The 23,590-nt window shown below is 61.9% G+C and carries 28 protein-coding genes; 10 read left to right on the top strand and 18 right to left on the bottom strand.

The annotated features are described in order from the left end of the window. The first annotated feature begins 53 nt into the window (after positions 1–53). The gene (minD, locus tag PSV26_RS04650) at positions 54–869 is read left to right on the top strand and encodes a septum site-determining protein MinD (RefSeq protein WP_300515265.1); all 816 of its coding nucleotides are present in this window, start codon (positions 54–56) and stop codon (positions 867–869) included. Positions 870–875: 6 nt separating this feature from the next. Next, entirely contained in the window at positions 876–1,148 is a 273-nt protein-coding gene (minE, locus tag PSV26_RS04645; RefSeq protein ID WP_300515268.1) for a cell division topological specificity factor MinE, read from the top strand. Between the two features lie 12 nt (positions 1,149–1,160). On the opposite strand, the gene PSV26_RS04640 is transcribed toward minE, so the two are convergent. Genes PSV26_RS04640 through PSV26_RS04630 form a run of 3 tightly spaced genes read right to left on the bottom strand, consistent with a single transcriptional unit; the run spans position 1,161 to position 2,827 of the window. Continuing rightward, on the bottom strand, positions 1,161–1,568 hold the full coding sequence (locus PSV26_RS04640) for a PIN domain-containing protein (RefSeq protein WP_300568315.1): 408 nt from the start codon (positions 1,566–1,568) through the stop codon (positions 1,161–1,163). A 5-nt stretch (positions 1,569–1,573) separates the two neighbouring features. Continuing rightward, a complete protein-coding gene (locus PSV26_RS04635) occupies positions 1,574–1,819 on the bottom strand; it encodes an AbrB/MazE/SpoVT family DNA-binding domain-containing protein (protein ID WP_300568313.1) in 246 nt (81 codons plus the stop codon). Between the two features lie 51 nt (positions 1,820–1,870). Beyond that, positions 1,871–2,827 (bottom strand): alpha/beta hydrolase, encoded by a 957-nt coding sequence (locus tag PSV26_RS04630; RefSeq protein WP_300568310.1) that lies wholly within the window; start codon positions 2,825–2,827, stop codon positions 1,871–1,873. Positions 2,828–3,138: 311 nt separating this feature from the next. Here PSV26_RS04630 and PSV26_RS04625 point away from each other — a divergent pair, with 311 nt between their 5' ends. Further along, positions 3,139–3,501, top strand: a complete 363-nt coding sequence (locus PSV26_RS04625; RefSeq protein ID WP_300515277.1) for a DUF4148 domain-containing protein — start codon at positions 3,139–3,141, stop codon at positions 3,499–3,501. An 86-nt stretch (positions 3,502–3,587) separates the two neighbouring features. On the opposite strand, the gene PSV26_RS04620 is transcribed toward PSV26_RS04625, so the two are convergent. After that, a complete protein-coding gene (locus PSV26_RS04620) occupies positions 3,588–4,046 on the bottom strand; it encodes an SH3 domain-containing protein (protein WP_300568307.1) in 459 nt (152 codons plus the stop codon). 268 nt (positions 4,047–4,314) lie between these two features. Between PSV26_RS04620 and PSV26_RS04615 the strand changes: the two genes are divergently transcribed. Continuing rightward, positions 4,315–6,015, top strand: a complete 1,701-nt coding sequence (locus tag PSV26_RS04615) for an AarF/UbiB family protein (protein WP_300568304.1) — start codon at positions 4,315–4,317, stop codon at positions 6,013–6,015. A 133-nt stretch (positions 6,016–6,148) separates the two neighbouring features. Continuing rightward, positions 6,149–6,952, top strand: a complete 804-nt coding sequence (locus tag PSV26_RS04610; protein ID WP_300568302.1) for an alpha/beta fold hydrolase — start codon at positions 6,149–6,151, stop codon at positions 6,950–6,952. A gap of 111 nt (positions 6,953–7,063) precedes the next feature. Here PSV26_RS04610 and PSV26_RS04605 read toward each other — a convergent pair whose 3' ends face one another. The 4 genes from PSV26_RS04605 to PSV26_RS04590 all read right to left on the bottom strand — a co-directional run bounded on the left by PSV26_RS04605 (position 7,064) and on the right by PSV26_RS04590 (position 9,101). Beyond that, a complete protein-coding gene (locus tag PSV26_RS04605) occupies positions 7,064–7,642 on the bottom strand; it encodes an NnrU family protein (protein WP_300568299.1) in 579 nt (192 codons plus the stop codon). A gap of 204 nt (positions 7,643–7,846) precedes the next feature. Next, positions 7,847–8,143 carry a HepT-like ribonuclease domain-containing protein gene (locus PSV26_RS04600; RefSeq protein ID WP_300568622.1) on the bottom strand — a complete coding sequence of 99 codons (297 nt, stop codon included), beginning with the start codon at positions 8,141–8,143 and terminating at the stop codon, positions 7,847–7,849. A 203-nt stretch (positions 8,144–8,346) separates the two neighbouring features. After that, complete coding sequence (locus PSV26_RS04595; protein ID WP_096699076.1) at positions 8,347–8,655, bottom strand: nucleotidyltransferase domain-containing protein; 309 nt, start codon at positions 8,653–8,655, stop codon at positions 8,347–8,349. Positions 8,656–8,894: 239 nt separating this feature from the next. Then, the gene (locus PSV26_RS04590; RefSeq protein WP_300515291.1) at positions 8,895–9,101 is read right to left on the bottom strand and encodes a hypothetical protein; all 207 of its coding nucleotides are present in this window, start codon (positions 9,099–9,101) and stop codon (positions 8,895–8,897) included. 269 nt (positions 9,102–9,370) lie between these two features. On the opposite strand from PSV26_RS04590, the gene PSV26_RS04585 reads away from it, so the two are divergent. Then, positions 9,371–9,766, top strand: a complete 396-nt coding sequence (locus PSV26_RS04585) for a response regulator (protein WP_300568296.1) — start codon at positions 9,371–9,373, stop codon at positions 9,764–9,766. 189 nt (positions 9,767–9,955) lie between these two features. Here PSV26_RS04585 and PSV26_RS04580 read toward each other — a convergent pair whose 3' ends face one another. The 10 genes from PSV26_RS04580 to dnaA all read right to left on the bottom strand — a co-directional run bounded on the left by PSV26_RS04580 (position 9,956) and on the right by dnaA (position 20,492). Continuing rightward, positions 9,956–10,369, bottom strand: coding sequence for a VOC family protein (locus PSV26_RS04580; protein ID WP_300568293.1), 414 nt, complete (start codon positions 10,367–10,369; stop codon positions 9,956–9,958). Positions 10,370–10,491: 122 nt separating this feature from the next. Continuing rightward, a complete protein-coding gene (locus PSV26_RS04575; protein WP_300568290.1) occupies positions 10,492–11,424 on the bottom strand; it encodes an NERD domain-containing protein in 933 nt (310 codons plus the stop codon). Beyond that, the gene (locus PSV26_RS04570) at positions 11,421–12,434 is read right to left on the bottom strand and encodes an HNH endonuclease signature motif containing protein (RefSeq protein WP_300568288.1); all 1,014 of its coding nucleotides are present in this window, start codon (positions 12,432–12,434) and stop codon (positions 11,421–11,423) included. Before PSV26_RS04570 ends, PSV26_RS04575 begins: the two co-directional genes overlap by 4 nt. A gap of 115 nt (positions 12,435–12,549) precedes the next feature. Next, positions 12,550–13,653: a 3-deoxy-7-phosphoheptulonate synthase gene (locus PSV26_RS04565; protein ID WP_300568286.1), complete on the bottom strand. Its 1,104-nt coding sequence runs from the start codon at positions 13,651–13,653 to the stop codon at positions 12,550–12,552. Positions 13,654–13,737: 84 nt separating this feature from the next. Continuing rightward, entirely contained in the window at positions 13,738–14,349 is a 612-nt protein-coding gene (locus PSV26_RS04560) for a 3'-5' exonuclease (protein ID WP_300568283.1), read from the bottom strand. Continuing rightward, positions 14,346–14,498 carry a hypothetical protein gene (locus PSV26_RS04555; RefSeq protein ID WP_300568280.1) on the bottom strand — a complete coding sequence of 51 codons (153 nt, stop codon included), beginning with the start codon at positions 14,496–14,498 and terminating at the stop codon, positions 14,346–14,348. Before PSV26_RS04555 ends, PSV26_RS04560 begins: the two co-directional genes overlap by 4 nt. Positions 14,499–14,654: 156 nt before the next feature. After that, positions 14,655–14,954 carry a nucleotidyltransferase domain-containing protein gene (locus PSV26_RS04550; RefSeq protein WP_096670881.1) on the bottom strand — a complete coding sequence of 100 codons (300 nt, stop codon included), beginning with the start codon at positions 14,952–14,954 and terminating at the stop codon, positions 14,655–14,657. A 24-nt stretch (positions 14,955–14,978) separates the two neighbouring features. Beyond that, positions 14,979–17,606, bottom strand: coding sequence for a DNA topoisomerase (ATP-hydrolyzing) subunit B (gene gyrB, locus PSV26_RS04545; RefSeq protein WP_300568277.1), 2,628 nt, complete (start codon positions 17,604–17,606; stop codon positions 14,979–14,981). A 115-nt stretch (positions 17,607–17,721) separates the two neighbouring features. Beyond that, complete coding sequence (gene dnaN / locus PSV26_RS04540) at positions 17,722–18,828, bottom strand: DNA polymerase III subunit beta (RefSeq protein ID WP_300568273.1); 1,107 nt, start codon at positions 18,826–18,828, stop codon at positions 17,722–17,724. 269 nt (positions 18,829–19,097) lie between these two features. Beyond that, positions 19,098–20,492, bottom strand: coding sequence for a chromosomal replication initiator protein DnaA (dnaA, locus tag PSV26_RS04535; protein WP_300515594.1), 1,395 nt, complete (start codon positions 20,490–20,492; stop codon positions 19,098–19,100). Between the two features lie 427 nt (positions 20,493–20,919). Here dnaA and rpmH point away from each other — a divergent pair, with 427 nt between their 5' ends. From rpmH to yidC, 4 genes are read left to right on the top strand one after another with little or no spacing between them, the layout of a single operon-like run. Then, entirely contained in the window at positions 20,920–21,054 is a 135-nt protein-coding gene (gene rpmH, locus PSV26_RS04530) for a 50S ribosomal protein L34 (RefSeq protein WP_007862708.1), read from the top strand. Positions 21,055–21,099: 45 nt separating this feature from the next. Continuing rightward, positions 21,100–21,510 carry a ribonuclease P protein component gene (locus PSV26_RS04525; protein ID WP_300568270.1) on the top strand — a complete coding sequence of 137 codons (411 nt, stop codon included), beginning with the start codon at positions 21,100–21,102 and terminating at the stop codon, positions 21,508–21,510. A 44-nt stretch (positions 21,511–21,554) separates the two neighbouring features. Further along, complete coding sequence (gene yidD / locus PSV26_RS04520; protein WP_300515600.1) at positions 21,555–21,845, top strand: membrane protein insertion efficiency factor YidD; 291 nt, start codon at positions 21,555–21,557, stop codon at positions 21,843–21,845. Next, positions 21,842–23,569, top strand: a complete 1,728-nt coding sequence (yidC, locus tag PSV26_RS04515; RefSeq protein WP_300568268.1) for a membrane protein insertase YidC — start codon at positions 21,842–21,844, stop codon at positions 23,567–23,569. Before yidD ends, yidC begins: the two co-directional genes overlap by 4 nt. Positions 23,570–23,590 lie beyond the last annotated feature (21 nt).

Genomic DNA, 23,590 nt, shown 5'->3' with positions numbered 1-23,590 from the left:
CGAACGGATAGCAGAACAACCTTCCCTTCCCATTCTTTAAGGACTTCTCCCCCATGGCAAAAATCATCGTTGTCACCTCCGGCAAGGGCGGTGTGGGCAAGACCACCACCAGCGCCAGCTTCGCCACCGGCCTGGCCTTGCGCGGCCACAAGACCGCCGTCATCGACTTCGACGTCGGCCTGCGCAACCTCGACCTGATCATGGGCTGCGAGCGCCGCGTGGTGTACGACCTGATCAACGTGATCCAGGGCGAGGCCAACCTGAACCAGGCGCTGATCAAGGACAAGCAGTGCGACAACCTGTTCGTGCTGGCCGCCTCGCAAACGCGCGACAAGGAAGCGCTGAGCAAGGAAGGCGTCGAGAAGGTGCTCAAGGACCTGGCCGACATGGACTTCGAATACATCGTCTGCGACTCGCCGGCCGGCATCGAGACCGGTGCGTTGATGGCCATGCATTTTGCCGACGAGGCGCTGGTGGTCACCAACCCCGAGGTGTCTTCGGTGCGCGACTCCGACCGCATCCTCGGCATGTTGTCGTCCAAGACCAAACGCGGCATGGAAGGGGGCGATCCGATCAAGGAGCACCTGCTGATCACCCGCTACAACCCGAGCCGGGTGGACCAGGGCCAGATGCTTTCACTGGAAGACATCAAGGACATCCTGCGCATCAAGCTGATCGGCGTGATCCCCGAGTCCGAGTCGGTGCTGCAGGCCTCCAACCAGGGTGTGCCCGCGGTCCACATGGAAGGCAGCGATGTGTCCGAGGCCTACAAGGACGTGATCGCGCGCTTCCTGGGCGAGGACAAGCCGCTGCGCTTCATCGACGCGCCCAAGGTCGGTTTCTTCAAACGCGTGTTCGGAGGAAAGTAAACCGCCATGGCCTCCTTCCTCTCCTTCCTGCTCGGCGAAAAGAAAAAAACCGCCAGCGTCGCCAAAGAACGGCTGCAGATCATCCTGGCGCACGAACGCTCGGGCCGCCAGGGCCACGAGCCCGACTACCTGCCGGCCCTGCAGCGTGATTTGATCGCGGTGATCTCCAAGTACATCAAGATCGACCCGAACGACATCAAGGTCAACCTCGAGCGTCAGGACAACCTGGACGTGCTCGAAGTCAAGATCGAGTTGCCGGAGGCGGCGGACAAGAAATAAGCGTTCCGCCGCCTAGTCGAGCAGCGTCATTCCGGAAAAGCGCGCGCCAAGTTTGTCAAAAGTCAGGGTCCGCGTACAACCTTCACTCTCGGCCAGCTTCGCGATCAATACATCGGCAAAGCCGGCCTTGCCCGCTTTGGCACTGTTGATTTGCCGCAGCACCGCTTGAACGACATCGCGTCGCTCAATGCGAAATTGCGGTGTACCCAGAAGATCCTCTACCGTCGTGACCAGCTCAACCGATGTGGCGCTGTAGAGCCTTTGCAGCACCCAGCAAAGCTCGACCAGCACAACGAGACTGATAAATCCCGGGGCGCCAATGCTCAGCTGCTTTTCAACCAGCCGGGTAGCAAGTGCCGCCTGTTTTGCGTCATCCTGCGCGAGATAACGCACCAGCACATTGGTGTCGAGTCCAATCACGCGTTTTACCGGTGGCGCGCAATAGCCTGAGCGGCAATAGCCTGGTCCATGGCTTCAATGCTCACCGGCTTTTTTACCCGCCCGGCAAACCGGCCCTTGAGCGACACAACATCCGCGTGCAACGCCACCACCTTGAAGCCATCTTTCACCGGAACAAAGTCCACCTTGCTGCCCGCGTGCAGCCCCAGCGCCGACCGCACGGCGGCAGGCAAAGTGATTTGTCCCTTGGAAGTCAGCGTGGCAGCGGGCATGGTGAAAACTCCTTACATTGGGTAAGGAATTATAAGCACCCGGGAAGCCGCTTACAAACCCAGAAACGCCTTCACCACCGCCACCGTGCGCGCCGGGTCTTCCTCGTGCGGCACGTGGCCCAGCTCGTCAAACACCACCAGCCGGCTGCCGGCGATGTCGCGCGCAAAACGCTGGCCGAACTCCAGCGGAATCAGGCGGTCACGCCCGCCCCACAGGATCAGCGTGGGCACGGCCAGCGCCTTCAACCCGGCCACATTGCCGCTGTAGCCCTGGTCCAGGCGCCGGCCCAGCGCCTGGCGGTTGCCCGCGCGCAGGGTCATGTCCCGGTACAGGTCCACCAGTTCAGGCGTCACTTTCGACGGGTCGCCATACACGTTGCGCACGCTTTTCTCCACAATGCTGCGCGGCAGCGTGTACTGCGTCAGCACCCGCAGCCCGGGCGTGCGCGCAATGCGAAACCCCAGCGGCAGCGTAGGCGGTACGCTGGCCGACTCCGGCGGGTAACCGCTGGCATCGACCAGCACCAGCCGCGCCACCCGCTGCGGCAACGCCACCGCCGTCGCCCAGGCCACCTGCCCGCCCAGCGAATTGCCGGCCAGCACAAAACGCTGAACCCCCAGCTGGTCCACCACGGCCGTGACAAAACGCACATAGGCATCGACGGAATAGTCGTTCTGCCGGTTCGGCCCGGTCAGCGCAAAACCCGGCAGGTCAAAACGGATCACGCGCCGCTGCCCGCGCAAGGCCGTGGCCCAGCCCTCCCAGGTGTGCAGGCTGGCCGAGGTGCCGTGGATCAGCACGATCGGCAGCGGGTCGTCCTTCGGCCCCTCGTCGCGCAGGTGCACCTGCATGCCGTCGATGGGGATGAACTGCGAGGGCGGCTGCGCCCAGCGCGGCTTGAGCGCCTCCACCGGCTGGTCCGGCGCCCAGGTGGCCACCAGTGCCACCGCGACGAGAACCAGCAAGCCGGCTGTCAAAAAAAGAAAGCTTCGTAAAAACAGTTTCATGGAGACGCTCCCGCTGCTGAATGCTGGTGCACTGAAAATTTGTTCAAGGCCCCCGGCAGCCTATCACGCGCCCTGCCGGCCCGGCGGCAAGGCCGGGCCGGCAGGGCCTCGTCCGGCACCGCCAGCATTGTTGCCAGAACAGGAATAGAGCATCGACGAAGCGGCAACTTGTTGCTGGCGGGTTGCCACCCATCTGCTTTTCATCGATGAGCCACCACTTTCAAGCAAGGACTCACCGAGGCTGGAAACAGACGGGCCACCAGGGCCCGCCATGCCCGGATTTGTCATCCACTTTTCAAGGAACCCTGATCATGAACCGCAAAATCGCCTCCGCCCTCGTCATCGCCGCCGCAGCTGTAGCCGGCAACGCCTTTGCCGACGACATCACCATCGACACCACGCCTTTCAACAGCAGCAAGAGCCGCGCTGAAGTGCGCGCCGAACTCGACCAGTTCAAAAAGTCGGGCACCAGCCCCTGGTCCACCCAGTACAACCCGCTGGCCAAGTTCCAGAGCACAGCCTCGCGCGCCCAGGTGGTCGCCGAGTACATCGCCTCCCGCAATGAAGTCGCCGCCTTCGGTGGTGAAGACAGCGGCTCGCGTTACCTCGCGCAGCGCCAGGTGGTGAACAACGGTGTCCGGGTGGCCGGCCAGCCTTTCAACGCCGCCCAATAAGAGGCTACGGGGCCGGCCACGGCCCCGCCCCTTTGTCGTCAAGCCCGCAGCGCCAACCCGTTGCGGGCTTGCGCGTTTCTGCCGCCTCACCAGCCCCAGAGCAGACGGCGTGCCACCCAGCCCTTGCGGCCACTCTCGGGCTGGACCTTGACCCAGCTGCCCTGACGATCCAGCGTGCGCAGCACCTCGCCGCGCCCGGCCTTGCCCACAATGGCGCTGCCCGTGCCGGGCGCGCTGCGGATGTTGGCCACCGGCGCCTTCACCACGTGGTGCGGTGTCTTGCCGACCAGCGGGCGAAAGACCCAGCCGGCATCGTTCTCAAAATCACGCACCTTCAGCCACGGCCCCTTGCGGCCGGTCACTTCCAGCGGGTAGCCCCTGTTCAGTGCCCAGCGCGCGGCGTACCCGGTGCCCGCGCCGGCGCGCATGTTGATCTCCGGCCGGTTCACGCTGACCATCTCGCGCGCCTCAACAGCGTGGGTGAGCACCAAGGTGCCCAGACTCAGGGAAACCAGCCATCCGGCCAAACGGGTCAAGCGTGACATGCAACTCCAGTTCAAGAAATAAACACAGCGGCCCGGCGGGCCCAGGCCCCATTCTTTCACCCTGAGCCTGCGTGTCAAAACCTGCGGTTTGTCGCACCCGGGTGCATGGGTTTAGCGGCCGGCGCGCCGCGGCGGCCGCGGTTTCATGTTAGCCCGAGGGGCCCGCGCCCCTTGCAGACACTCCCATTTTCATAGCTGCTTGCGCAAGCGCAACAAGGGCTGCAGGCACATTGGGCATGAAACCCCGGCGCGGGGCTATCATCGCCCCATGCTGACAGAGACTCTGGGCGCCGCGCGCGACATGGGCCGCCTCAACGACATCGCCGGCGTGCTGATCCGCCACGGCTTCGGCGACAGCGTGCGCCGCCTCGGCCTGGCCGACCGGCTCGAGCGCGCCGGCCACGCCCTGCACTGGGAGCATGCCGCCGACCTGGCCCGCATCGCGCCGCCGGTGCAGGTGCGGCTGGCCCTGGAAGAGCTGGGCCCGGCCTTCGTCAAGCTCGGGCAGATCCTGGCCGGCCGTGCCGACCTGTTCGGCCCCGAGTGGATCGCCGAGTTCGAAAAACTCCACAACCACGTGCCCGCCGTGCCCTTCGAGCAACTGCGCCCGCAGCTGCGCGAGGACCTGGGCGGCGAGCCCGAAGACGTGTTTGCCCGCTTCGACACCGAGCCGCTGGCCGCCGCGTCGATTGCCCAGGTGCACCGCGCGCAACTGAAAGACGGCACCGAAGTCATCGTCAAGATACGCCGCCCCGGCATCACCGAGGTGATTGAGGCCGACCTGCACCTGCTCGGCCGCCTGGCCGCGCTGGTGGAGGCCGAAATGCCCGCGCTCAAGCCCTACCGCCCGCAGCAGCTGGTGCGCGAACTGGTCAAGTCCCTGCGCCGCGAGCTGGACCTGGCCGCCGAGTGCCGCCATGCCGAACGCATCGCCGCCAACATGGCGCCGCTGCCGTGGATCGTGATTCCGCGCGTGCACTGGGCGCACACCGGCGAGCGCGTGAACGTGCAGGACTTCGTGGGCGGCATCCCCGGCGACCGACTCGACCAGCTCACCCCCGAGGCCGGCTTCGACCGCACCCTGCTGGCCCAGCGCGGCGCGCGCGCGGTGCTCAAGATGATTGTGGAAGACGGCTTTTTCCACGCCGACCCGCACCCCGGCAACGTGTTTTACCTGCCCGGCAACGGCATCGCCTTCATCGACTTCGGCATGGTCGGGCGCCTGTCCGAGCGCCGGCGCGAAGAGCTGCTGCAGCTGCTGCTGGGCCTGGTCGAGCGGCAGGCGCATGCCGTGGCCGACGTGCTGCTTGAATGGACCGGTGACAGCCAGGGCACCCACCTCGGGCAGCTCGAAACCGAGATCGAGGCCTTTGTCGACCAGTACCACGGCACGCCGCTGGCCGAGCTCAGCCTGGGCCAGATGCTGGGCGACGTCACCACCCTGCTGCGCGAGCACCACCTGGGCCTGCCGCCCGACATGGCGCTGCTGATCAAGGCCTTCATCTCGCTCGAGGGCATGGGCCGCGGGCTGGACCCGGGCTTTCACATGGCCACCGAGGCCACACCCATGCTGCGCCAGGTGCTGCGCGCCCGTTACCAGCCCGAGGTGCTGGCCGGCCGCGCCTGGAAAACCCTGCGCCGCGCCCTGACCGTGGCCGAGCAGCTGCCGCACGACGTCTCGCGCCTGCTGCGCAACGCGCGCCGCGGCCACCTGAGCGTCGGCATCGAGCTGGCCCACCTCAAACGCGTGGGCGACCAGCTCAACCGCGCCGCCAACCGGCTGGCCATGGCGCTGGTGATTGCCGCGCTCATCATCGGCTCGTCCATCGTCATGACGGTGCAGGGCGGCCCCACGCTGATGGGCCTGCCGGTGTTCGGTTTTCTCGGCTTTCTTGGTGCCGTGCTGGGCGGCCTGTGGCTGGTGCGCGCCATCTGGCGCAGCAGCCGCGACGACAGCGACAACTCCTAGGCACGGGCCCCACCCCCCATAAACAGGGGACGGGCTTTCCCCCTCCCCGGCGGCCCGGGGCCTGCCTACACTGGCGCCATCCGACCCGCCGCGGCCGCTGCCCCGGCCGTTCAACCACCAGGAAAGTCCACCCATGCTGCGTCGCCTGTTCTGCGCCTGTGCCCTTGCCACCCTTGCCCTGGCCGCCGCGCCCGTCGCCGCGCAGGAGCGCATCGGCGTGCTGATGCTGCATGGCAAAAATCCGGGCAGCAACATGGACCCGAACTTCAGCCCGCTCAAAGGCACTTTCGAGCGCCAGGGCTGGCTCGCCACCGTGCCCGACATGCCCTGGTCACGGGGCCGCTACCTCGACGGCGGGCTGGACAAGGCCATGGCCGAGATAGGCGGCCACATCAAGAGCCTGCGCGACCAGGGCGCCACAAAAATCGTGATCATCGGCCACAGCATGGGGGTGCCCACCGGCATGGCGTATGCCGCGCGGGGCGGCGATGTGGATGCCCTGGTCGGGCTCGCGCCGGGCCACGCGCCGGTGAGTTACTACACCCAGCCCTGGGGCAAGGTGGTGCATGACAGCATCAACGAAGCGCGGGCGCTGGTGGCCGCCGGCAAGGGCGATACGCGTGAGCGCTTCAGCGACATCAACCAGGGCAAGCAGCAGACCGTGGTCACCACCGCGAAGGACTATTTGTCGTACTTCGACCCGACATCCGACGCAGAAATGTCGGTCACCGCGCCGCGCATACCGGCCAAAGTTGCCGTGATGACGGTCATCGGCGAAAAAGACCCGCTGTTCAAGTGGATTCGCGGGTACTACGTCGACAAACTGCCCGCCAACCCGAAAAACAAATACCTGGAAGTCTCCGGCGGCCACCTGGACACCCCGCGCGTGGCGAGCGACGAAATCATCGCCTGGATCAAGACCGCCGTTGCGCCCTGAGCGCTGCGCCTCAGCGCGCAAGCCCTCTGCGGGGGGCGCGCCGGTGCTATTAATTCAAGAGCTGTCCGCGCCCGTCACACAAGGGCTGCAGCCCGATTTGACTAGTAAAACTCAACCAATGGGCCGGATGCCGATCAGGTAGCCGTGCGCCCAGAAGGCAAACACCGCCCAGGCCGCCGCGCCCACCACCACCGTGATGCCCGTGCCCGCGGCCGTACCGGCCGGGTACACCGTGCCGGCAGCCCGGTCACGCCCGCGCGCTGCGCGAAAGCTCAGCACGCCCCACACCAGGAAAGAACCAAAAAGCACCACATGCGCCAGGTTGCCGTTGGCCAGCAGGTGCGCCAGCGCCCACACCTTCACGCCCAGCACCATGGGGTGATGCAGCCGCGCCTTGATCGCGTTGCGCGGCACATAGGTGGCCGCCAGCAGCACAAAGGAAATCAGTGTCAGCAACGAAGCCAGGTGCCGCATGCCGCGCGGCGGCAGCCACAGCTGCACCGGCTGCTGCCGCGCCAGCCCAAAGCCCCAGACGATCAGCACAAAACCGACGATCGACAGCAGCGCGTAAACGGCCTTCCACGGCAGCTCGCCCACGCGGCCTATCGTTGCCGTCCGCCAGCCGTCGGCCACGATACGTGTGGAATGCACACCCAGAAAAAGCACCAGACCCAGAATCAGAATTGCCACCGCCATCTCCTCAAAGTATGGAAGCGATTATGAGCGCCCGCGGCGCGCACCGCCATGCCATTCGGGCCGAATTGGTTGCGCAGGCTGGCGCCGCGTCGCTATTGAATTCATAGCTGTCAGCGCAGGTGGAAAAAGGGCTAGAAGCCGATTTTCATGCAAATACCACTCTGGATCACAGCGCCCGTCACCCCGGCCCTGGCCACATCAGTCCTGACCGAGCTCCTGCAGCAACTCATTGACCACGGCTTGCAGCGCCGGTAGTGAGTGTTCAATGACGTCCCAAACCGTGTCGTGATCTACCCGCGCATAACCATGGATGAGCTGGTTTCTGAACGCCACGATTTGCGGCAGGTGGGGAATACGGGCGGCCAGTTCAGCTTGCGACTTGTCCAATTGGTTCAGCGCCTCGCCGATGATTTCAAACTTCCGCTCCACCGCTGAATAAACCAGCGGCGTATGAGCGTAGCTATCGGCGTTCAGCCCGGCTGTGAACTGCTTGATGGCAGCGGCAGCCAGTGCAGTGTTGCATGCTTGATGGAACGAATAAAAGCGATGGATTTTGGGTCAGGGCTAGGCGCAAACCACAGCGATACCCTGGGTATCGCGCGGATTTGCAACACAGCCATGGCCCAAAAGACGCGCTTTTATGTTCCAGATAGCGTGCAGCACTGCACTAAGGCACGTCCCAAAGCCAGGCCCGCGGGTCACGCTGCATAAACCACTTCACGCGCGCTGTTGATGCCTGCCAGCACGTACGGGTTGCGCACGCTGCGCGGCTCCACCAGGTCAACACCGCGCCCGAGCAACTGCTCCAACTCCGACTTGAGCGCAAAGTAGCCATCAAGCCCGCGCTTGGCGCCGGGGGCAAATTCCACCAGAAAATCGGCATCGCTGCGCAGTGGATCGAAGTCGGTGCCGCGCGCGGCTGATCCAAACACTTCCAGCCGCTGGATGTGCAGGCGCTGACAGATGCGCGCAATGTCCGCGCGCTTTTGCGTGATGAGGGGATGCATCGTGGCGCAATGGTACCAGCGAGGGTGCGATTGATCCAGCAAGGCAATCACCATCAGCCCGCTATGACAAACATAGCTGCTGGCGCATACCCATCAGGGGCCTGGGGCCGATTTCGCTTGTAAAAATCGGTGCGGCATCAACCATGACCAGCAACCCACCACCGTTCGCCCTGAACTTGTCGAAGGGCTTCGACAGGCTCAGCCCGAACGGAGAAGCGCCAGCCCCTGAACCGGCCGCCTCAGTGCCCGGTGGTTTTCCCGCGCCGCGCCTGCGACTGGTTGCTGCCACCCACATGCGCCTCGCGGTCGCTGCGGCTGTCGGGCGTGCGTTTGCCCTGGTTCAGCTGGGTGGCGTCCTGCTCGCCCATCTTGTTGGCGTCGTTTTCCACCTTGCCGGTGTGGGGGGGCTGCTTGTCGCGCGGGTTCTGGTTCTTGCTGCTGGACATGGTGCACTCCTTGGAATGAAGGGGGATGAAAGGGAAAAGGGTCCCCGCGCCGGCCATACTGCCGGGTTGGGCCATGGCAGCAAGTTACGCCTTTTATGGCGCGTGGCTTTGCTTTATGTCATACAGAGCCCGCTTGAAAAAGCCGCAGCCAGCCCGGCCTCCACCAAGGGTTTCAGGGCAGGCCCCGTCCTTGTGTAGACTCCTTCAAAGAGTTTTCTGCCCCCCGCCCGCCTGCTGCCCAGGCGGCTACTTTTTCTACCGGTCCCCTGATGCGCCTGCGAATTTTTCTGGTCGAAGACAGCCCCGTCATCCGTGACAACCTCGCCGAGTCCCTGCAAGAGCTGGTGGGCGCCCGCGTGGTGGGCGGCGCCAGCACCGAAGACGAGGCCTGCCAATGGCTCGCCGACCACCCCAGCGACTGGGACCTGGCCGTGGTCGACCTGTTTCTGCTGCAGGGCAACGGCCTGAACGTGATCAAGAGCTGCGGCAACCGCGAGGTGCGGCAAAAAATCGTCGTGCTGACCGGCTACGCCACCCCGGCCATGCGCCAGCGCTGCCTGGCTGCAGGCGCCGACGCCGTCTTCGACAAAGCCACCGAGATCGACGAGTTCACGCGTTACGCCATCGACGAGGTGGAACGGGTGGCGGGCGAAACACGCTGGTAGCACCCGCCGGCAGGCCGGCAGCGCCGCCTGCACATTCGCCCGCAGGCGCCGAAGCGGCCGCGGCCCGCCTCGCAGCCGCCGCGCTTTTGCTACTTATTTAATAGCTGCTTGCGCAAGCTCCATAAGCGCAAACAGCCCATTTCATTCATAAAACCAGCCAGCAGGCCCCGCCACACCCCTGCCAGCGCTTCAGCCCGCCGCCCCGGTGAAACACATGGCCTCGATCTTGTGGCCGTCCAGGTCGCGCACAAACGCCGCGTAATACGTCGGCGTGTAATGCGGCCGCAAACCGGGCGGCCCGTCACAGGTTGCACCCAGCGCCAGCGCCTGCACATGAAAGGCATCCACCTCCGCCGGCGAGTTGGCCAGAAAGCTGATATGTGTGCCATTGCCCGGCGCAGCCCGCCCGCCATCGAGCGGCCGCCCGACCCAGAACTCCGGAAAGGCCCGTCCGTAAGCCACCGACTCGCCATGCGTCATCACCTGCTTGATCTGCAGCGTGCCCAGCACCGCGTCGTAAAACGCCCGGGCACGTGGGTAGTCGTTGGTGCCTATGGAGAGGTGGGAGATGACGCTGGAGGGGAGGTCGGAGGGATCGGACATGATGGATCCTCGAAAGTTAAATGGGGCGAAAAGTTTACCGATGCGGAAATGCAAACGCAATATTGCCACTCAAAGCTAGTAAACAAAGTTACGTTGCTAGGATCTTCAGTCACCCGCTCAACTCATCCGGTTTTCTTGTTGAGGTGATACAGCGTTGAAGCATTACAGTCCTTGCATTCGGCGAAGAACTCATTTCCATGCTTCCTGATCCGCCCTTCTCCCTTGCATGCGCTACAGGGAAACTTTATTGCCGTGTTCTTTCCACAGACACAGAAAAAGTAGTATCCGTACTGTCCTGACCGAATCTCAAGCGTCGACGACCCGCAGTGCTTGCAAACCTTCTCGGGGAGGGATGAGGCCGCCTTAACTGCCATGGTTGTACTTGCACCCTCGTTATAAACGGCTACGGATTCAGCCACCTTCAACGCCGGCTGAACGGCTTGGGAATAGCGCTCAAGTGGTTTGTGAACTTTTAATAGAAAATCCGCGATGGTACGTCGGTACGTGGCGGTCAATACATCCGGTATTTGGCGAATGCGACGGAACTGATCAATGCGTTGATTGATGCGATCTGGCACTTGATCCGCTTTGCAAACTTCGGGCAATGCGCCAGACGCCGGCCATCGAATGGTCCCTCCATCGGAAATAGCCACCAACACGTCCAGTCTTACGTCATCAAAAAAGCCTTTTTGCTTCACTGTCTTCTCTAGCAACTCCTTCAGCAACGCCGCTTGCATCCTCGCTTGCGTAATAGGAGAAGGCATCCCGGATGGTTTTCTGTTGAACCACCGTAGCCATTGACCATCGTCAGAAATTTGAACGCCATCGGAGACGCTTTTGCTTTCCACTACCAACAAGCCATAAGGATGTAGAACCAGATGATCCATCTGTGCTACCTCGCCGGCCAGGTCGATCCGCAGGTAGTTAAGAATATCAACATCAGAACTCGAGCCGAAAAATCGTTTTAGATAGAACGCCATTTGCTCTTCGGCTTTACGTCCTGCTACCTCTCGCACGCCATAGCCCGAGAATGGATCTAGTTCTTTCAGAATCATCTTTTTTCCGTGTCTCTACTCACTCTTGCCTCCAAAAAAATCTTCTTCCTATGAAACTGAAGAAATCCTTTTTGGCCCTCAGAAAACGAACCAACATTACGAAGGAGATCCGTACTCAGCCCCATCTTCTCCATTGAAACCCGGTCCGCGACAGGAGATACAAGTACATCACCGTTATCTTTGAAACTCAGAAACCCTCGATCAAACAGTAAGTCGACATCGGGGGTCAGCAGCAAACCATTTTCGCCATTCAATCTCTCTTCGTTGTCAGAGTCGCGCCAGGGTTTGCTATGACTGGCACGCAAATATTCCGGTTGGGACACTTTGGTTACCCTGCAAGCGCGCTCTACGGAGGAAACTCGTTGTCGAAACAATCCTTGGCCTCGACGCGCAAGAACAATGGACTGCTTTTCCGTCTCCATAAGATGTTCGTCACGGCGAAGTGCGTTAAGTTGGTGTTCCTCCCAGATAACCTGTCCAATATTGGGGGTTGATAAAGAGAAGTCCTCTACCCGCGCGCCTTGAACAATCATGCGCGCCTCGGTTCCTACAAGGTCAATTAACAAACGACCGAGGGGATCAGACAACCGAGTGAGATAGGTGCTCTGCTGGCCATAACCATTACTCCGTAGAGGTGCATATTTCTCCGCTAAATATGGCCTTATTAGCGTGATGTGAGTAGCTGGCTTTATCGGCGTAGTTAGTTTGGAAAAGTTGACCTCCACTCGCCAACCCACCAAGTCCCAATAAGCTCCAATGTTGCCAAACTCCAAAGGTTTAGGAGCCTCGTACGCGTTGGATTGTGCAATTCCTATTGCCTTGATCTCTGCATCGCAGAACGAAAAAATGATATCCCCCGGCGAAACCTCACGCATGAATTCGTAGAACGGATTGCGCGCGCCGTTTGCTTTGGTTTTGGGAGACCACAGATATCCCCCAAGCACTTCTTGCTTGTAAGTCTGATTCTGATTAACCCACCAAAAACGCAACGGCACTCCTGCACTTGTCATTTAACACTGATCGAGATCAGCATACCAGCGAGATCACCGCTTAGAAAGAAAAAGCGGCATCCATGCCCATCCTCTATAAACCAGATTCCGCTCCCTATTAGCGCGGTCGGACCGGTTAAGTTTTGGCCTTACGCCGCTCCCTCACCGCCCGCGCCAACTCCTCCAGCACCGGCACCGTCTGCGCCATGCTGATACAGGCATCTGTCACCGACACACCAGGCCGCAACGGCGTGCCGGGCACGATGTCCTGCCGCCCTTCATGCAGGTGGCTTTCGATCATGAGGCCGGTGATGCGCTTGTCACCCGCCGCCATCTGCTGGGCCACCTCGGCCGCCACGGTGATCTGGCGCTGGTGCTGCTTGCTGCTGTTGGCGTGCGACACGTCGATCATCACCTGCTCGCGCAGGCCGGCGCCCTTCAGCAGTGCGCAGGCAGCGTCCACGTCGGCTTTTGCATAGTTGGGTTGTTTGCCGCCGCGCAAAATCACGTGGCAGTCGTTATTGCCGCGGGTTTCAAAAATTGCGGCCTGGCCCATCTTGGTCATGCCCATGAAGGCGTGTTGCGCCTGCGCCGCCTGGATGGCGTCGGTGGCAACCTTGATGCCGCCGTCGGTGCCGTTCTTGAAGCCGACCGGGCAGCTCAGGCCCGAGGCCAGCTGGCGGTGGCTGGGGCTCTCGGTGGTACGCGCGCCAATGGCGCCCCAGCTCACCAGGTCGCTGAGGAACTGCGGGCTCAGCAGGTCCAGAAACTCGGTGCCCACCGGCAGGCCCAGAGCCAGCACGTCGAGCAGCAGGCGCCGCGCCATTTCCAGCCCTTCGTTGATGGCAAAGCTGCCGTCCATATGCGGGTCGTTGATGTAGCCCTTCCAGCCCACGGTGGTGCGCGGCTTCTCGAAGTACACACGCATCACCACCAGCAGCTCGCCGGCCAGCGCATCGGCCTGCACTTTCAGCTGGCGGGCATAGTCCATGGCCTGGTCATGGTCGTGGATGGAGCAGGGCCCGACCACCACGATCAGCCGGTCATCGGCGCCCTGCAGCACACGCGAAATCGCCGCGCGGCTGTGCTCCACCAGGCTCAGGCTGGCTTCGGGCACCGGCAGCCACTCCTGCAGCAAGGCGGGCGTGATCAGCGGGCGCACCGCGCCTATGCGGGTGTCGTCGATGCGGGTGGTGTCGTGGGTGGACAGCGGCGTGGCGGAGTGGGTATGGGTGCTCATGCCGCAGATTATGAGCGTTTTAAGGCTCTGGCCCTTGATGGACGGGCGCAAACAGCTACGCTTTTAATAGCGATTCAGCGTCGCTCAGACACTGGCGTACTTCGCCATCAGGGCAGCAACGGCGGGTTTCGCGCAGCGCTGCAGGGTCATCAGCAGGGCGTGGTCGGGCTGACCCACGCGGTGGCGGGTGCGCAGGTCGTACTGGATCTGCCCCAGCAGCGAGGCGGCCATTTCCGCGTCGGCCAGCGCCCGGTGGGCACGTCCGGCGCGCGGCAGGTGGTGGTAGTCCACCAGCACGCCGAGCTTGTGGCTGGGGGCCTGCGGGTAGAGCCGGCGCGCCACCAGCAGGGTGCAGGCAAAGGGCTGCGCCGCCGCCGCACCGGCACGCGCCAGCTCGGCCTGCCAGAACTTGCGGTCAAACGCCGCGTTGTGCGCCACCAGGGGCGCGTCGCCCACAAAGCGGCTGGCCTCGCGCATGACGCTGGCGGCTTCGGGCGCAGCGGCCACCATGGCGTTGCTGATGCCGGTCAGGCGGGTGATGAAGGCGGGAATATGCACCCCCGCATTCATCAGGCTCTGGAAGCGGTCCACCACGTTTCCGTTTTCAAGCAACACGATGGCCACCTCGGTGGCGCGGTCGCCCATGGCGGGTGACAGGCCGGTGGTTTCAAAGTCGATGACGGCGATGCGGGTCATGCAAGGTCGCCGGGCAGCATGGCCCAAAGCGGCACGGCCTCGATGCCGTCGGCCAGCCTGTAGCGATGCAGCCCCGGGTACACCACATACAAACTATCGAGCTTCAGGTCGTTCATGGCAAAACGCATGCTGGGGGTCACTGCGTTCAATCGTGTATTCATCGGAACAAAAGACCATGAAATTCGAACATTTCATGTTGGATTTTCATGGTGTTTTCACCGATAGAACCGGAGAAACTCACCCGAGCGGGTCTCTCGTTGCGTGGTGCGGCCTATCGGCCAGATGTGCCGGCGTGCGATCAATCGTCATTCAAAAACGGGTCGCAACTGCGGCTCAATGGCCATGCGCCGATAGGCATTGCGGAGAATGGAAGGAAAAGCCAGGTCAATTTTCCGTCCGTCAAACGCAGCCGACAGTTCGTCCTGCATGTCAACCAGCGCAAAGCCGCTGGGGGCCTCACCGGGAATGAACTCCACCAGCAAATCCACATCGCTTTCAGGACGCTCCTGCCCCATGGCTGCTGACCCAAACATGCTCATCTTGCGCACGTGATAGCGCCTGCAGATCTCGGCGATCTGTGAGCGCTGGGCCGGTGCAATGTTCATGCTGCAAATTATGCGCTGAACACCTCAGACGTCAATGTTCGCGGCCCGGAGCGCATTCGTCTCGATGAACTCGCGGCGCGGCTCAACGTCGTCACCCATCAGCATGGTGAACACGTGATCGGCTTCGATCGCGTCGTCGATCTGCACGCGCAGCAGGCGGCGTACGGTCGGGTCCATGGTGGTTTCCCACAGCTGGGCCGGGTTCATCTCGCCCAGGCCCTTGTAGCGCTGGCGTGCGGTGGCGGCTTCGGCCTGCGTGATCAGCCAGGCCATGGCGTCGCGGAAGGTCTCGACTTTTTCTTCCTTCTGGCGCTCGCCCTCTCCGCGTGTCACCTTGGCGCCCTGGCTCATCAGGCCCTTGAAGGTCACGGCGGCTTCGACCAGCGCGGCGTAGTCGGCGCCGTGCACGAAGTCCTGCGTCAGCACACTGCTCTTGACGTTGCCGTGGTGGCGGCGGCTGATGCGCAAAATCGGTTTGTCGTTGCGGCTGTCAAACTCGCCGGCCACTTCGGCCGTGGGCAACTGGGCCTGCAACGCGGCGGCTGAGCGCTCGGCGTCTTCCACGGTGTCCAGGTTCAGCGCCACGCCGTCGGCAATGGCTTTCAGGGCTTCGGCATCCATGTAGCCGCGCAGGCGGGCAATGACGGACTCGGCCAGCTGGTGCTTGCGCGCCAGTTCGGCCAGCGTGTCGCCGCTCAGCAGCGTTCCCTGGCCGTTGGCGGGGTCGGCGCCGGTCAACACCGCCGCGTCTTTCAGCGCGATCTTCAGCAGGAAGCTGTCGAGGGCCGGGCCGTCTTTGAGGTACTGCTCTTCCTTGCCCGACTTGACCTTGTACAGCGGCGGCTGCGCAATGTAGATGTGGCCGCGCTCGACCAGTTCGGGCATCTGGCGGTAAAAGAAGGTCAGCAGCAGGGTGCGGATGTGCGCGCCGTCCACGTCGGCGTCGGTCATGATGATGATGCGGTGGTAACGCAGCTTGGCAACGTTGAAGTCGTCGTTGCCGGTGGTACCGCCGGCCTTGCCGATGCCGGTGCCCAGCGCGGTGATCAGCGTCAGAATCTCGTTGCTGGTCAATAACTTTTCATAACGCGCTTTTTCCACGTTCAGGATCTTGCCGCGCAGCGGCAAGATTGCCTGAAACTTGCGGTCGCGGCCCTGCTTGGCAGAGCCACCGGCGGAGTCGCCCTCGACGATGTAGATTTCGCACAGCGCCGGGTCTTTCTCCTGGCAATCGGCCAGCTTGCCGGGCAGACCCATGCCGTCCAGCACACCCTTGCGGCGTGTCATGTCGCGCGCCTTGCGGGCGGCTTCACGCGCACGTGCGGCTTCAATGATCTTGCCGACGATGATCTTGGCGTCGTTGGGCCGCTCCTGCAGGTAGTCGTGCAGCAGCTTGCTGACGATGTCCTCGACCGGGCCGCGCACCTCGGAGCTGACCAGCTTGTCCTTGGTCTGGCTGGAGAACTTGGGCTCGGGCACCTTGACGCTCAGCACGCAGGTCAGGCCTTCACGCATGTCGTCGCCGGTGACCTCGACCTTGGCTTTCTTGGCGATTTCGCTGTCGTCGATGTATTTGTTGATCACCCGTGTCATCGCGGCGCGCAGGCCGGTCAGGTGGGTACCGCCGTCACGCTGCGGGATGTTGTTGGTGAAACACAGCACCTGCTCGTTGTAGCCGCTGTTCCACTGCATCGCGACCTCGACACCGATGTTGGTGTTCTGGTCGCTCTGGCGGTCACCCATCGCGTGGAAGACGTTGGGGTGCAGGACGGTCTTGCCCTTGTTGATGAAGTTCACAAAACCCGTCACGCCACCGGCACCGGCAAAGTCGTCTTCCTTGCCGCTGCGCTCGTCCTTCAGGCGTATCTTCACGCCGTTGTTCAGAAAGCTCAGCTCGCGCAGGCGCTTGCTCAGAATTTCGTAATGGAAGTCGTTGTTCTGCTGGAAGATGTCGGTGTCGGGCAGAAAGTGCACCTCGGTACCGCGCTTGTCGGTGTCGCCCAGCACCTGCATGGGCGAGACGTCAACGCCGCCAACCTGCTCGATGATGCGGTTCTGCACAAAGCCCTTGGAGAACTCCATCACATGGACCTTGCCTTCGCGGCGAATTGTCAGGCGCAGCATCTTGGACAGCGCGTTCACGCAGCTCACGCCCACGCCGTGCAGGCCACCCGAGACCTTATAGCTGTTCTGGTTGAACTTGCCGCCGGCATGCAGCTCGGTCAGCGCGATCTCGGCCGCCGAGCGCTTGGGCTCGTGCTTGTCGTCCATCTTGATGCCGGTCGGGATACCACGGCCGTTGTCCACCACGCTGATGGAGTTGTCCAGGTGGATGGTGACCATGATGTCGTCGCAATGGCCGGCCAGCGATTCGTCGATGGAGTTGTCGACCACCTCGAACACCAGGTGGTGCAGGCCGGTGCCGTCGGACGTGTCGCCGATGTACATGCCGGGGCGCTTGCGCACCGCCTCCAGGCCCTCCAGGATCTGGATGGAGCCTTCGCCATAACCTTCGGACGCGCCGGCCTGGTTGCTGTCGATCTTGGGCTGGAAATTGGAGCTTCCCTCACCGCCTTCACCGGAATGAACGCCTTCACCTTCACGGCCGTTGGTGTCTGGAGCGGCTTCGTTGGCTTTGTTTTCTTCGGTCATAACTAACTTTTACCTTCGGTGAAACGACGTTTTCACAATCTCTTGAATGACCAAACCCGCTTTGGCTAGCGGGTTCGGCGGGGAAGCGGTTTGCTTTTTTAAGAGCGGATGAGGCTTAAATCCGCATCGGCATCACGACGTACTTGAAGGCCGCGTTGTCCGGAATGGTCAGCAGCGCCGAGCTGTTCGAATCAGCCAGCTCGATCTTCACCATGTCCTGCTCCATGTTGGCCAGCGCGTCGATCAGGTAGGTCACGTTGAAGCCGATCTCGATGGCGTCGCCGCCGTAGTCGATGTCGAGCTCGTCGACCGCTTCTTCCTGCTCGGCATTATTGGACGCCACACGCAGGGTGCCCGGCTCGATGTTCAGGCGCACGCCCTTGAACTTCTCGCTGGTCAAAATGGCGGTGCGCTGCAGCGAGGCCAGCAGCGGCACGCGGCCCAGGGTGATGATGTTCTTGTGGTTCTTCGGAATCACACGGTTGTAGTCGGGAAACTTGCCTTCGACCAGCTTGGTGACGAACTCCATGCCTTCGAACGAGAACTTGGCCTGGTTGCCGGCAAACTGCATCTCGATCGCGCCTTCCTTGTCGCTGAGCAGGCGCTGCATCTCGAGCACCGTCTTGCGCGGCAGGATCACTTCCTGGCGCGGCACTTCGACGTCGAGCGTGGCCGACGAAAACGCCAGACGGTGGCCGTCAGTGGCCACCAGGCTGAGCTGCTTGCCTTCGGCGACGAACAGGATGCCGTTGAGGTAATAACGGATGTCATGGACCGCCATGGCAAACGAAACCTGGTTCAGCAGTTCCTTGAGCACCTTTTGCGGCACAGAGAAGCTCGGGCCGAAATTGGCAGCTTCCTGCACCAGCGGAAAGTCTTCGGCCGGCAGGGTCTGCAACGTGAAGCGGCTCTTGCCACCCTTGAGGATCAGCTTGTTCTGCGCCGACTCCAGCGACACCGTCTGGTCGCTCGGCATGGAACGCAGGATGTCGATGAGCTTGCGTGCACCCACCGTGGTTGTGAAGTTGCCTGCATCGCCGTCCAGCTCGGCTGTCGTGCGAATCTGGATTTCCAGGTCGCTCGTCGTCAGCTGCAGCTGAGAACCTGTCTTGCGGATCAGCACGTTGGCCAGAATCGGCAGCGTATGCCGACGCTCGACAATGCCCGCGACCGATTGCAGAACCGACAAAACTTTATCCTGGGTGGCTTTGAGAACGATCACTGTCTTAACCTCTTATTTCTTTAATTCAAATTAGTAGTAGTAGATAAGGGAAGCCGGTTTCTGTGGACAGCCCTATTTTCTTCTTTTTGATCAACTACTTGGCGCTTGTTTAACCTTGTGGTCAGACCACTCCCTGCCCTGCTGCCTGGTATGAACAACTTCCGGAAATCCACTTCTCCTGTGGATAAGTCATCAGTTGTTCAAAAGTTGTCCCCATGGTTGCCAGGCAAGCCTGAAGCCGGTGGGAAATGGCTGAAAAAGTATTCAATTCAGCCTTTCAGGGTTTGTTCCAGCACGTGCAACTGCTGGTTGAGCTCGGTCATTTGCTGGCGCTCGGCAGCCATCTTGCGCACGGCGTGCAGCACGGTGGTGTGGTCGCGGCCGCCAAACAGCTCGCCGATCTCGGGCAGGCTCTTCTGCGTCAGTTCCTTGGCCAGGTACATGGCAATCTGGCGCGGACGGGCAATGCTGGCCGGCCGCTTCTTGGAATACATGTCGGCGACCTTGATCTTGTAATAGTCGGCCACAGTCTTCTGGATGTTCTCGACCGATATCTGGCGGTTCTGGATCGACAACAGGTCGCGCAGCGCCTCCCGCGCCAGCTGGATGGAGATTTCCTTGAGGTTGAAGCGCGAGTAGGCGAGGATCTTGCGCAGCGCGCCTTCAAGCTCGCGCACGTTGGAGCGCACGTTCTTGGCCACAAAAAAAGCAACTTCCTCGGGCATGACCGTGCCTTCGGCCTCGGCCTTGCGGATAAGGATGGCCACGCGCATCTCGAGTTCGGGCGGCTCGATGGCGACCGTCAGCCCGGAGTCAAAACGCGAGATCAGGCGCTCATGGATGTCGGTCAGGCCCTTGGGATAGGTGTCGCTGGTCATCACGATGTGCGACTTTTTGGTCAGCAGCGCCTCAAAGGCGTTGAAGAACTCTTCCTGGGTGCGGTCCTTGTTGGCGAGGAACTGCACGTCGTCGATCAGCAGCAGATCAAGCGAGTGGTAACGCTCCTTGAACTCGTCAAACGTCTTGCGCTGGTAGGCTTTAACCACATCCGAGACAAACTGCTCGGCATGGATGTAGAGAACTTTGGCCGCGGGGTTGTCGACCATCAGCTTGTTGCCGATGGCGTGCATCAGGTGGGTCTTGCCCAGACCGACCCCGCCATAAATGAACAGCGGGTTGTAAAGCTGGCCCAGACTGCTGGCCACATGCATGGCGGCGGCCCGGCCCATGCGGTTGGCGGTTCCTTCGATCAGGGTGTCGAAGGTCAGCGCGGTGTTGAGCCGGCTTTTGAACGGCGCGCCGGCGACGTCTTCGGCAACGCCCAGCCCCACGGGTTCGGGGACTCCATTGCCCTCAAAGCTGCGCGTCAGAGGTGCAGACCGGACGCCAGGTTCACGATGAGCGAGCGCTAACTCCAGATGTATGCTGTGGCCGGAAACCTTTTCCAGCAGCGCAGAAATACGGCCCGCGTATTGCGCCCGTATCCAGTCCAGCTTGAAGCGGTTGGCGACTTGAATCGTGACTTTGGACAGGTCGCCGGCGACTTCGGCGACCAGCGGGCGGATCCAGGTGTTGAACTGCTGCTCGGGCAGTTCCTGGGCCAGATGGTCCACGCAACTTTGCCACAAGTCCTGGCTCGAACTGTGAACGGCTCCCTCACGCATGGCGTCCGGGGGCTGGGGAGTCGCATTGGCCAGCATGCTCTTGCTTGTGGATATTATTAATTTTTGGCACCCGTTATTGTAGTCGGGCGGCCCAGTTATCCACAAAAAAAGGACTTCGGGTTTTAACCTAGTCTGCGCCGGCCGGGTGCGCTGTGGCGCTGGTGCGAGTGCTGTCAGGGGCATCTCAGCATTTACCGGCAATGCGGCCTCTAACTTGTTGCCAGCGTTGGGAAATCTGCGATAATCGTGGGTTTCCCTGATTCATAGCGGGTCGGCGCGCCGTGGTGAGGCTTGTTTTCAAGCGCTCTTTACGCTTTGCGGGCCCTGCTGACTTGCAGAGTTGGTTGTGTTGTACAGCCGCCAGGATCGAATCGCAGAATTTTCAGATTCTGCACAAGGGAGCTTTTTGTAGCTTGTAGGACCCATCATGAAACGCACATACCAACCTTCCAAAGTCAAGCGCGCCCGTACGCACGGCTTCCTGACCCGCATGAAAACCCGTGGCGGCCGCGCAGTGATTGCGGCCCGTCGCGCCAAAGGCCGCAAGCGCCTGGCTGTATAAGCGCCGGGTCCAGCAGGCCTATTGCTTCGCGGACGCTTGGCGCTAGTGCAGCGGCTTAAAACCCGACCCCAGTTCCAGGCAGTCCTTGCTGGCGCCATTGTTGCAAGAACAACGCATTTCGCATTGCACCGCAATGCGCTCGATGCCATGAACGCGCAAACCATGCCCAGCAAGACCCATGACACGCCGGACCTGTTTCCTGTTCAGGATGTCTGGGTCGGGGCGATGGTGCCTAAACGCTGGGCCAAACGGGCCGTCACGCGCAACGCCATCAAAAGACAGATCTACACCGTGAGTGCTGATGTTTCGCCTCGCCTGTCCCGTTCCGGGTGGGTGATCCGTTTGCGGCGCGACTTTTCCCGCAAGGAATTTGTCAGCGCCAGCTCGGAGGCGCTCAAGCAGGCCGTGCGCAGTGAAGTGCAGGCCTTGATGCAGGCCGGGGCGCAAGCCGCATGAGCGCGCTGTACACGCTTCGCCGCGCGGCGGTAACGGTCAGCCGCCTGCCGCAGAAAACACTGGTGGCGCTGGTCAAGGGTTATCGCCTCCTGCTCAGCCCCTGGCTGGGATCATCGTGCCGGTTTGAGCCCACCTGTTCAGCGTATTCGCTGCAGGCCTTGCAACAGCACGGCGCCGCGCGCGGCAGTTATTTGACCCTTTACCGCCTGGCGCGTTGCCACCCCTGGTGCAGCGGCGGTTACGATCCGGTGCCGCCGCCTGCCGGCCGTCCTTCCCTTTTCACCCGTCTGGTCACGCCCGTGACTTCGATCCCCTCTAAAAAGAAGCCGTCATGAACGACATTCGCCGTACCATTCTGTGGGTGATCTTTGGTTTTTCCATGGTCCTGCTGTGGGACCAGTGGCAGCTTTTCAATGGCCACAAGGCCACCTTTTTCCCCTCGCCCGCCCCCGCCGTGAGTGCCACAGCACCGGCGAACAAGCCGGCCAGCGCCGCCAGCGTGCCTGTCGGTCCGGTCGGCGGCAGCGCCGTCCCGGCCCCGGTGGCCGGTGCCACTGCGGCCGCGACACCTGGCGCGCTGCCTGCCACTACACCGTCGGCCACCAAAGAGCGCCTGGTCGTCAACACCGATGTCTTGAGTCTGACCTTCGACACCGAAGGCGGCACGCTGGTCCACTCCTCCTTCCTCAAGCACAAGGACATGGTGGACAAGTCCTCCGGCTTTGTGCTGCTTGATGAAAGTGCGGCGCGCGTGTACGTGGCGCAGTCCGGCCTGATCGCCGGAGCCGAGGGCGGCAGTTTCCCGACCCACAAGACGCTGATGACCGCCGTTCCCGGCGAGCGCACGCTCAAGGACGGCCAGGACGCGCTGGAAATCAAGTTCGAGTCGGCCGAGGTGGGCGGTGTCAAGCTGGTCAAGACCTACACGCTCAAGCGCGGTGTTTATGACATGACCGTTCGTCACGACGTGATCAACACGGGCAGCAGCGCGGCCTCGCCGCAGCTGTACCTGCAACTGGTGCGCGACGGTAACAAGCCGCCCGGAGAGTCCTCGTTCTATTCCACCTTCACCGGTCCGGCGCTGTATACCGAGGCCAAGAAGTACCAGAAGGTCGAGTTCGGCGACATCGAGAAAAACAAGGTCGACGTCGAAAAACACGCCAGCAATGGTTACGTGGCCATGGTGCAGCATTATTTCGCGTCGGCGTGGATGCTGGCTGACGGCGTCCAGCGCGACATTTTCCTGCGCAAGGTCGACACCAACCTGTATGCGGTCGGCATGATCACGCCGCTGGGCGCTGTGGCGCCCGGCACCACCAAAACGGTGGAGGCCCGGTTTTTTGTGGGCCCCCAGATTGAAAAGCAGCTCGAAGCCATCACGCCAGGCCTGGAACTGGTCAAGGACTATGGCTGGCTGACGATTCTGGCCAAACCGCTGTACTGGCTGCTCGACAAGTTGCACAGCTTCCTGCAGAACTGGGGCTGGTCCATCGTGGCACTGGTGCTGTTGCTGAAGATCGCGTTTTACTGGCTCAATGCCAAGGCCTACGCCAGCATGGCCAAGATGAAATCGGTCAATCCCAAGATCATGGAGATGCGTGAACGCCTGAAGGACAAGCCGCAGGAAATGCAGGTCGCCATGATGAAGATCTACAAGGAAGAAAAGGTCAACCCCATGGGTGGCTGCTTCCCGATCATGATCCAGATTCCGGTGTTCATTGCGCTGTACTGGGTGTTGCTCAGCTCGGTCGAGATGCGCAACGCGCCCTGGATCCTCTGGATCAAGGACTTGTCCTCGCCGGATCCCTACTTCATCCTGCCGATCGTGATGACCCTCACCACCATGCTGCAGACGGCCCTGAACCCGACGCCGCCCGATCCGATGCAGGCCAAGCTGATGTGGTTCATGCCGCTGATTTTCAGCGTGATGTTCTTCTTCTTCCCGGCCGGGCTGGTGCTCTACTGGATCACCAACAACGTGCTGTCGATCGCGCAGCAGTGGGTGATCAACACCCGCATGGGTGTGCCGCCGCAGTTCAATCTGCCGAAATTCAGATAAGCTGAAAAAAAGGGCCGCTTC

The organism is Polaromonas sp. (genome assembly GCF_029945685.1).
Lineage (GTDB): Bacteria > Pseudomonadota > Gammaproteobacteria > Burkholderiales > Burkholderiaceae_C > Polaromonas.
This window is presented reverse-complemented; position numbering and strand designations above follow the sequence as displayed.

Excerpts from the sequence above, each read along its gene's own strand:
- PSV26_RS04580 (WP_300568293.1), bottom strand. The coding sequence starts at position 10,369 with ATGTCCGATCCCTCCGACCTCCCCTCCAGCGTCATCTCCCACCTCTCC.
- yidC (WP_300568268.1), top strand. The coding sequence starts at position 21,842 with ATGAACGACATTCGCCGTACCATTCTGTGGGTGATCTTTGGTTTTTCC.
- PSV26_RS04560 (WP_300568283.1), bottom strand. The coding sequence starts at position 14,349 with ATGACCCGCATCGCCGTCATCGACTTTGAAACCACCGGCCTGTCACCC.
- PSV26_RS04630 (WP_300568310.1), bottom strand. The coding sequence starts at position 2,827 with ATGAAACTGTTTTTACGAAGCTTTCTTTTTTTGACAGCCGGCTTGCTG.
- rpmH (WP_007862708.1), top strand. The coding sequence starts at position 20,920 with ATGAAACGCACATACCAACCTTCCAAAGTCAAGCGCGCCCGTACGCAC.
- minE (WP_300515268.1), top strand. The coding sequence starts at position 876 with ATGGCCTCCTTCCTCTCCTTCCTGCTCGGCGAAAAGAAAAAAACCGCC.
- PSV26_RS04625 (WP_300515277.1), top strand. The coding sequence starts at position 3,139 with ATGAACCGCAAAATCGCCTCCGCCCTCGTCATCGCCGCCGCAGCTGTA.
- PSV26_RS04590 (WP_300515291.1), bottom strand. The coding sequence starts at position 9,101 with ATGTCCAGCAGCAAGAACCAGAACCCGCGCGACAAGCAGCCCCCCCAC.
- dnaA (WP_300515594.1), bottom strand. The coding sequence starts at position 20,492 with ATGCGTGAGGGAGCCGTTCACAGTTCGAGCCAGGACTTGTGGCAAAGT.
- PSV26_RS04585 (WP_300568296.1), top strand. The coding sequence starts at position 9,371 with ATGCGCCTGCGAATTTTTCTGGTCGAAGACAGCCCCGTCATCCGTGAC.
- PSV26_RS04575 (WP_300568290.1), bottom strand. The coding sequence starts at position 11,424 with ATGATTCTGAAAGAACTAGATCCATTCTCGGGCTATGGCGTGCGAGAG.
- PSV26_RS04570 (WP_300568288.1), bottom strand. The coding sequence starts at position 12,434 with ATGACAAGTGCAGGAGTGCCGTTGCGTTTTTGGTGGGTTAATCAGAAT.
- gyrB (WP_300568277.1), bottom strand. The coding sequence starts at position 17,606 with ATGACCGAAGAAAACAAAGCCAACGAAGCCGCTCCAGACACCAACGGC.
- PSV26_RS04595 (WP_096699076.1), bottom strand. The coding sequence starts at position 8,655 with ATGCATCCCCTCATCACGCAAAAGCGCGCGGACATTGCGCGCATCTGT.
- minD (WP_300515265.1), top strand. The coding sequence starts at position 54 with ATGGCAAAAATCATCGTTGTCACCTCCGGCAAGGGCGGTGTGGGCAAG.
- PSV26_RS04635 (WP_300568313.1), bottom strand. The coding sequence starts at position 1,819 with ATGCCCGCTGCCACGCTGACTTCCAAGGGACAAATCACTTTGCCTGCC.
- PSV26_RS04610 (WP_300568302.1), top strand. The coding sequence starts at position 6,149 with ATGCTGCGTCGCCTGTTCTGCGCCTGTGCCCTTGCCACCCTTGCCCTG.
- PSV26_RS04615 (WP_300568304.1), top strand. The coding sequence starts at position 4,315 with ATGCTGACAGAGACTCTGGGCGCCGCGCGCGACATGGGCCGCCTCAAC.
- PSV26_RS04620 (WP_300568307.1), bottom strand. The coding sequence starts at position 4,046 with ATGTCACGCTTGACCCGTTTGGCCGGATGGCTGGTTTCCCTGAGTCTG.
- PSV26_RS04550 (WP_096670881.1), bottom strand. The coding sequence starts at position 14,954 with ATGAACATTGCACCGGCCCAGCGCTCACAGATCGCCGAGATCTGCAGG.
- PSV26_RS04565 (WP_300568286.1), bottom strand. The coding sequence starts at position 13,653 with ATGAGCACCCATACCCACTCCGCCACGCCGCTGTCCACCCACGACACC.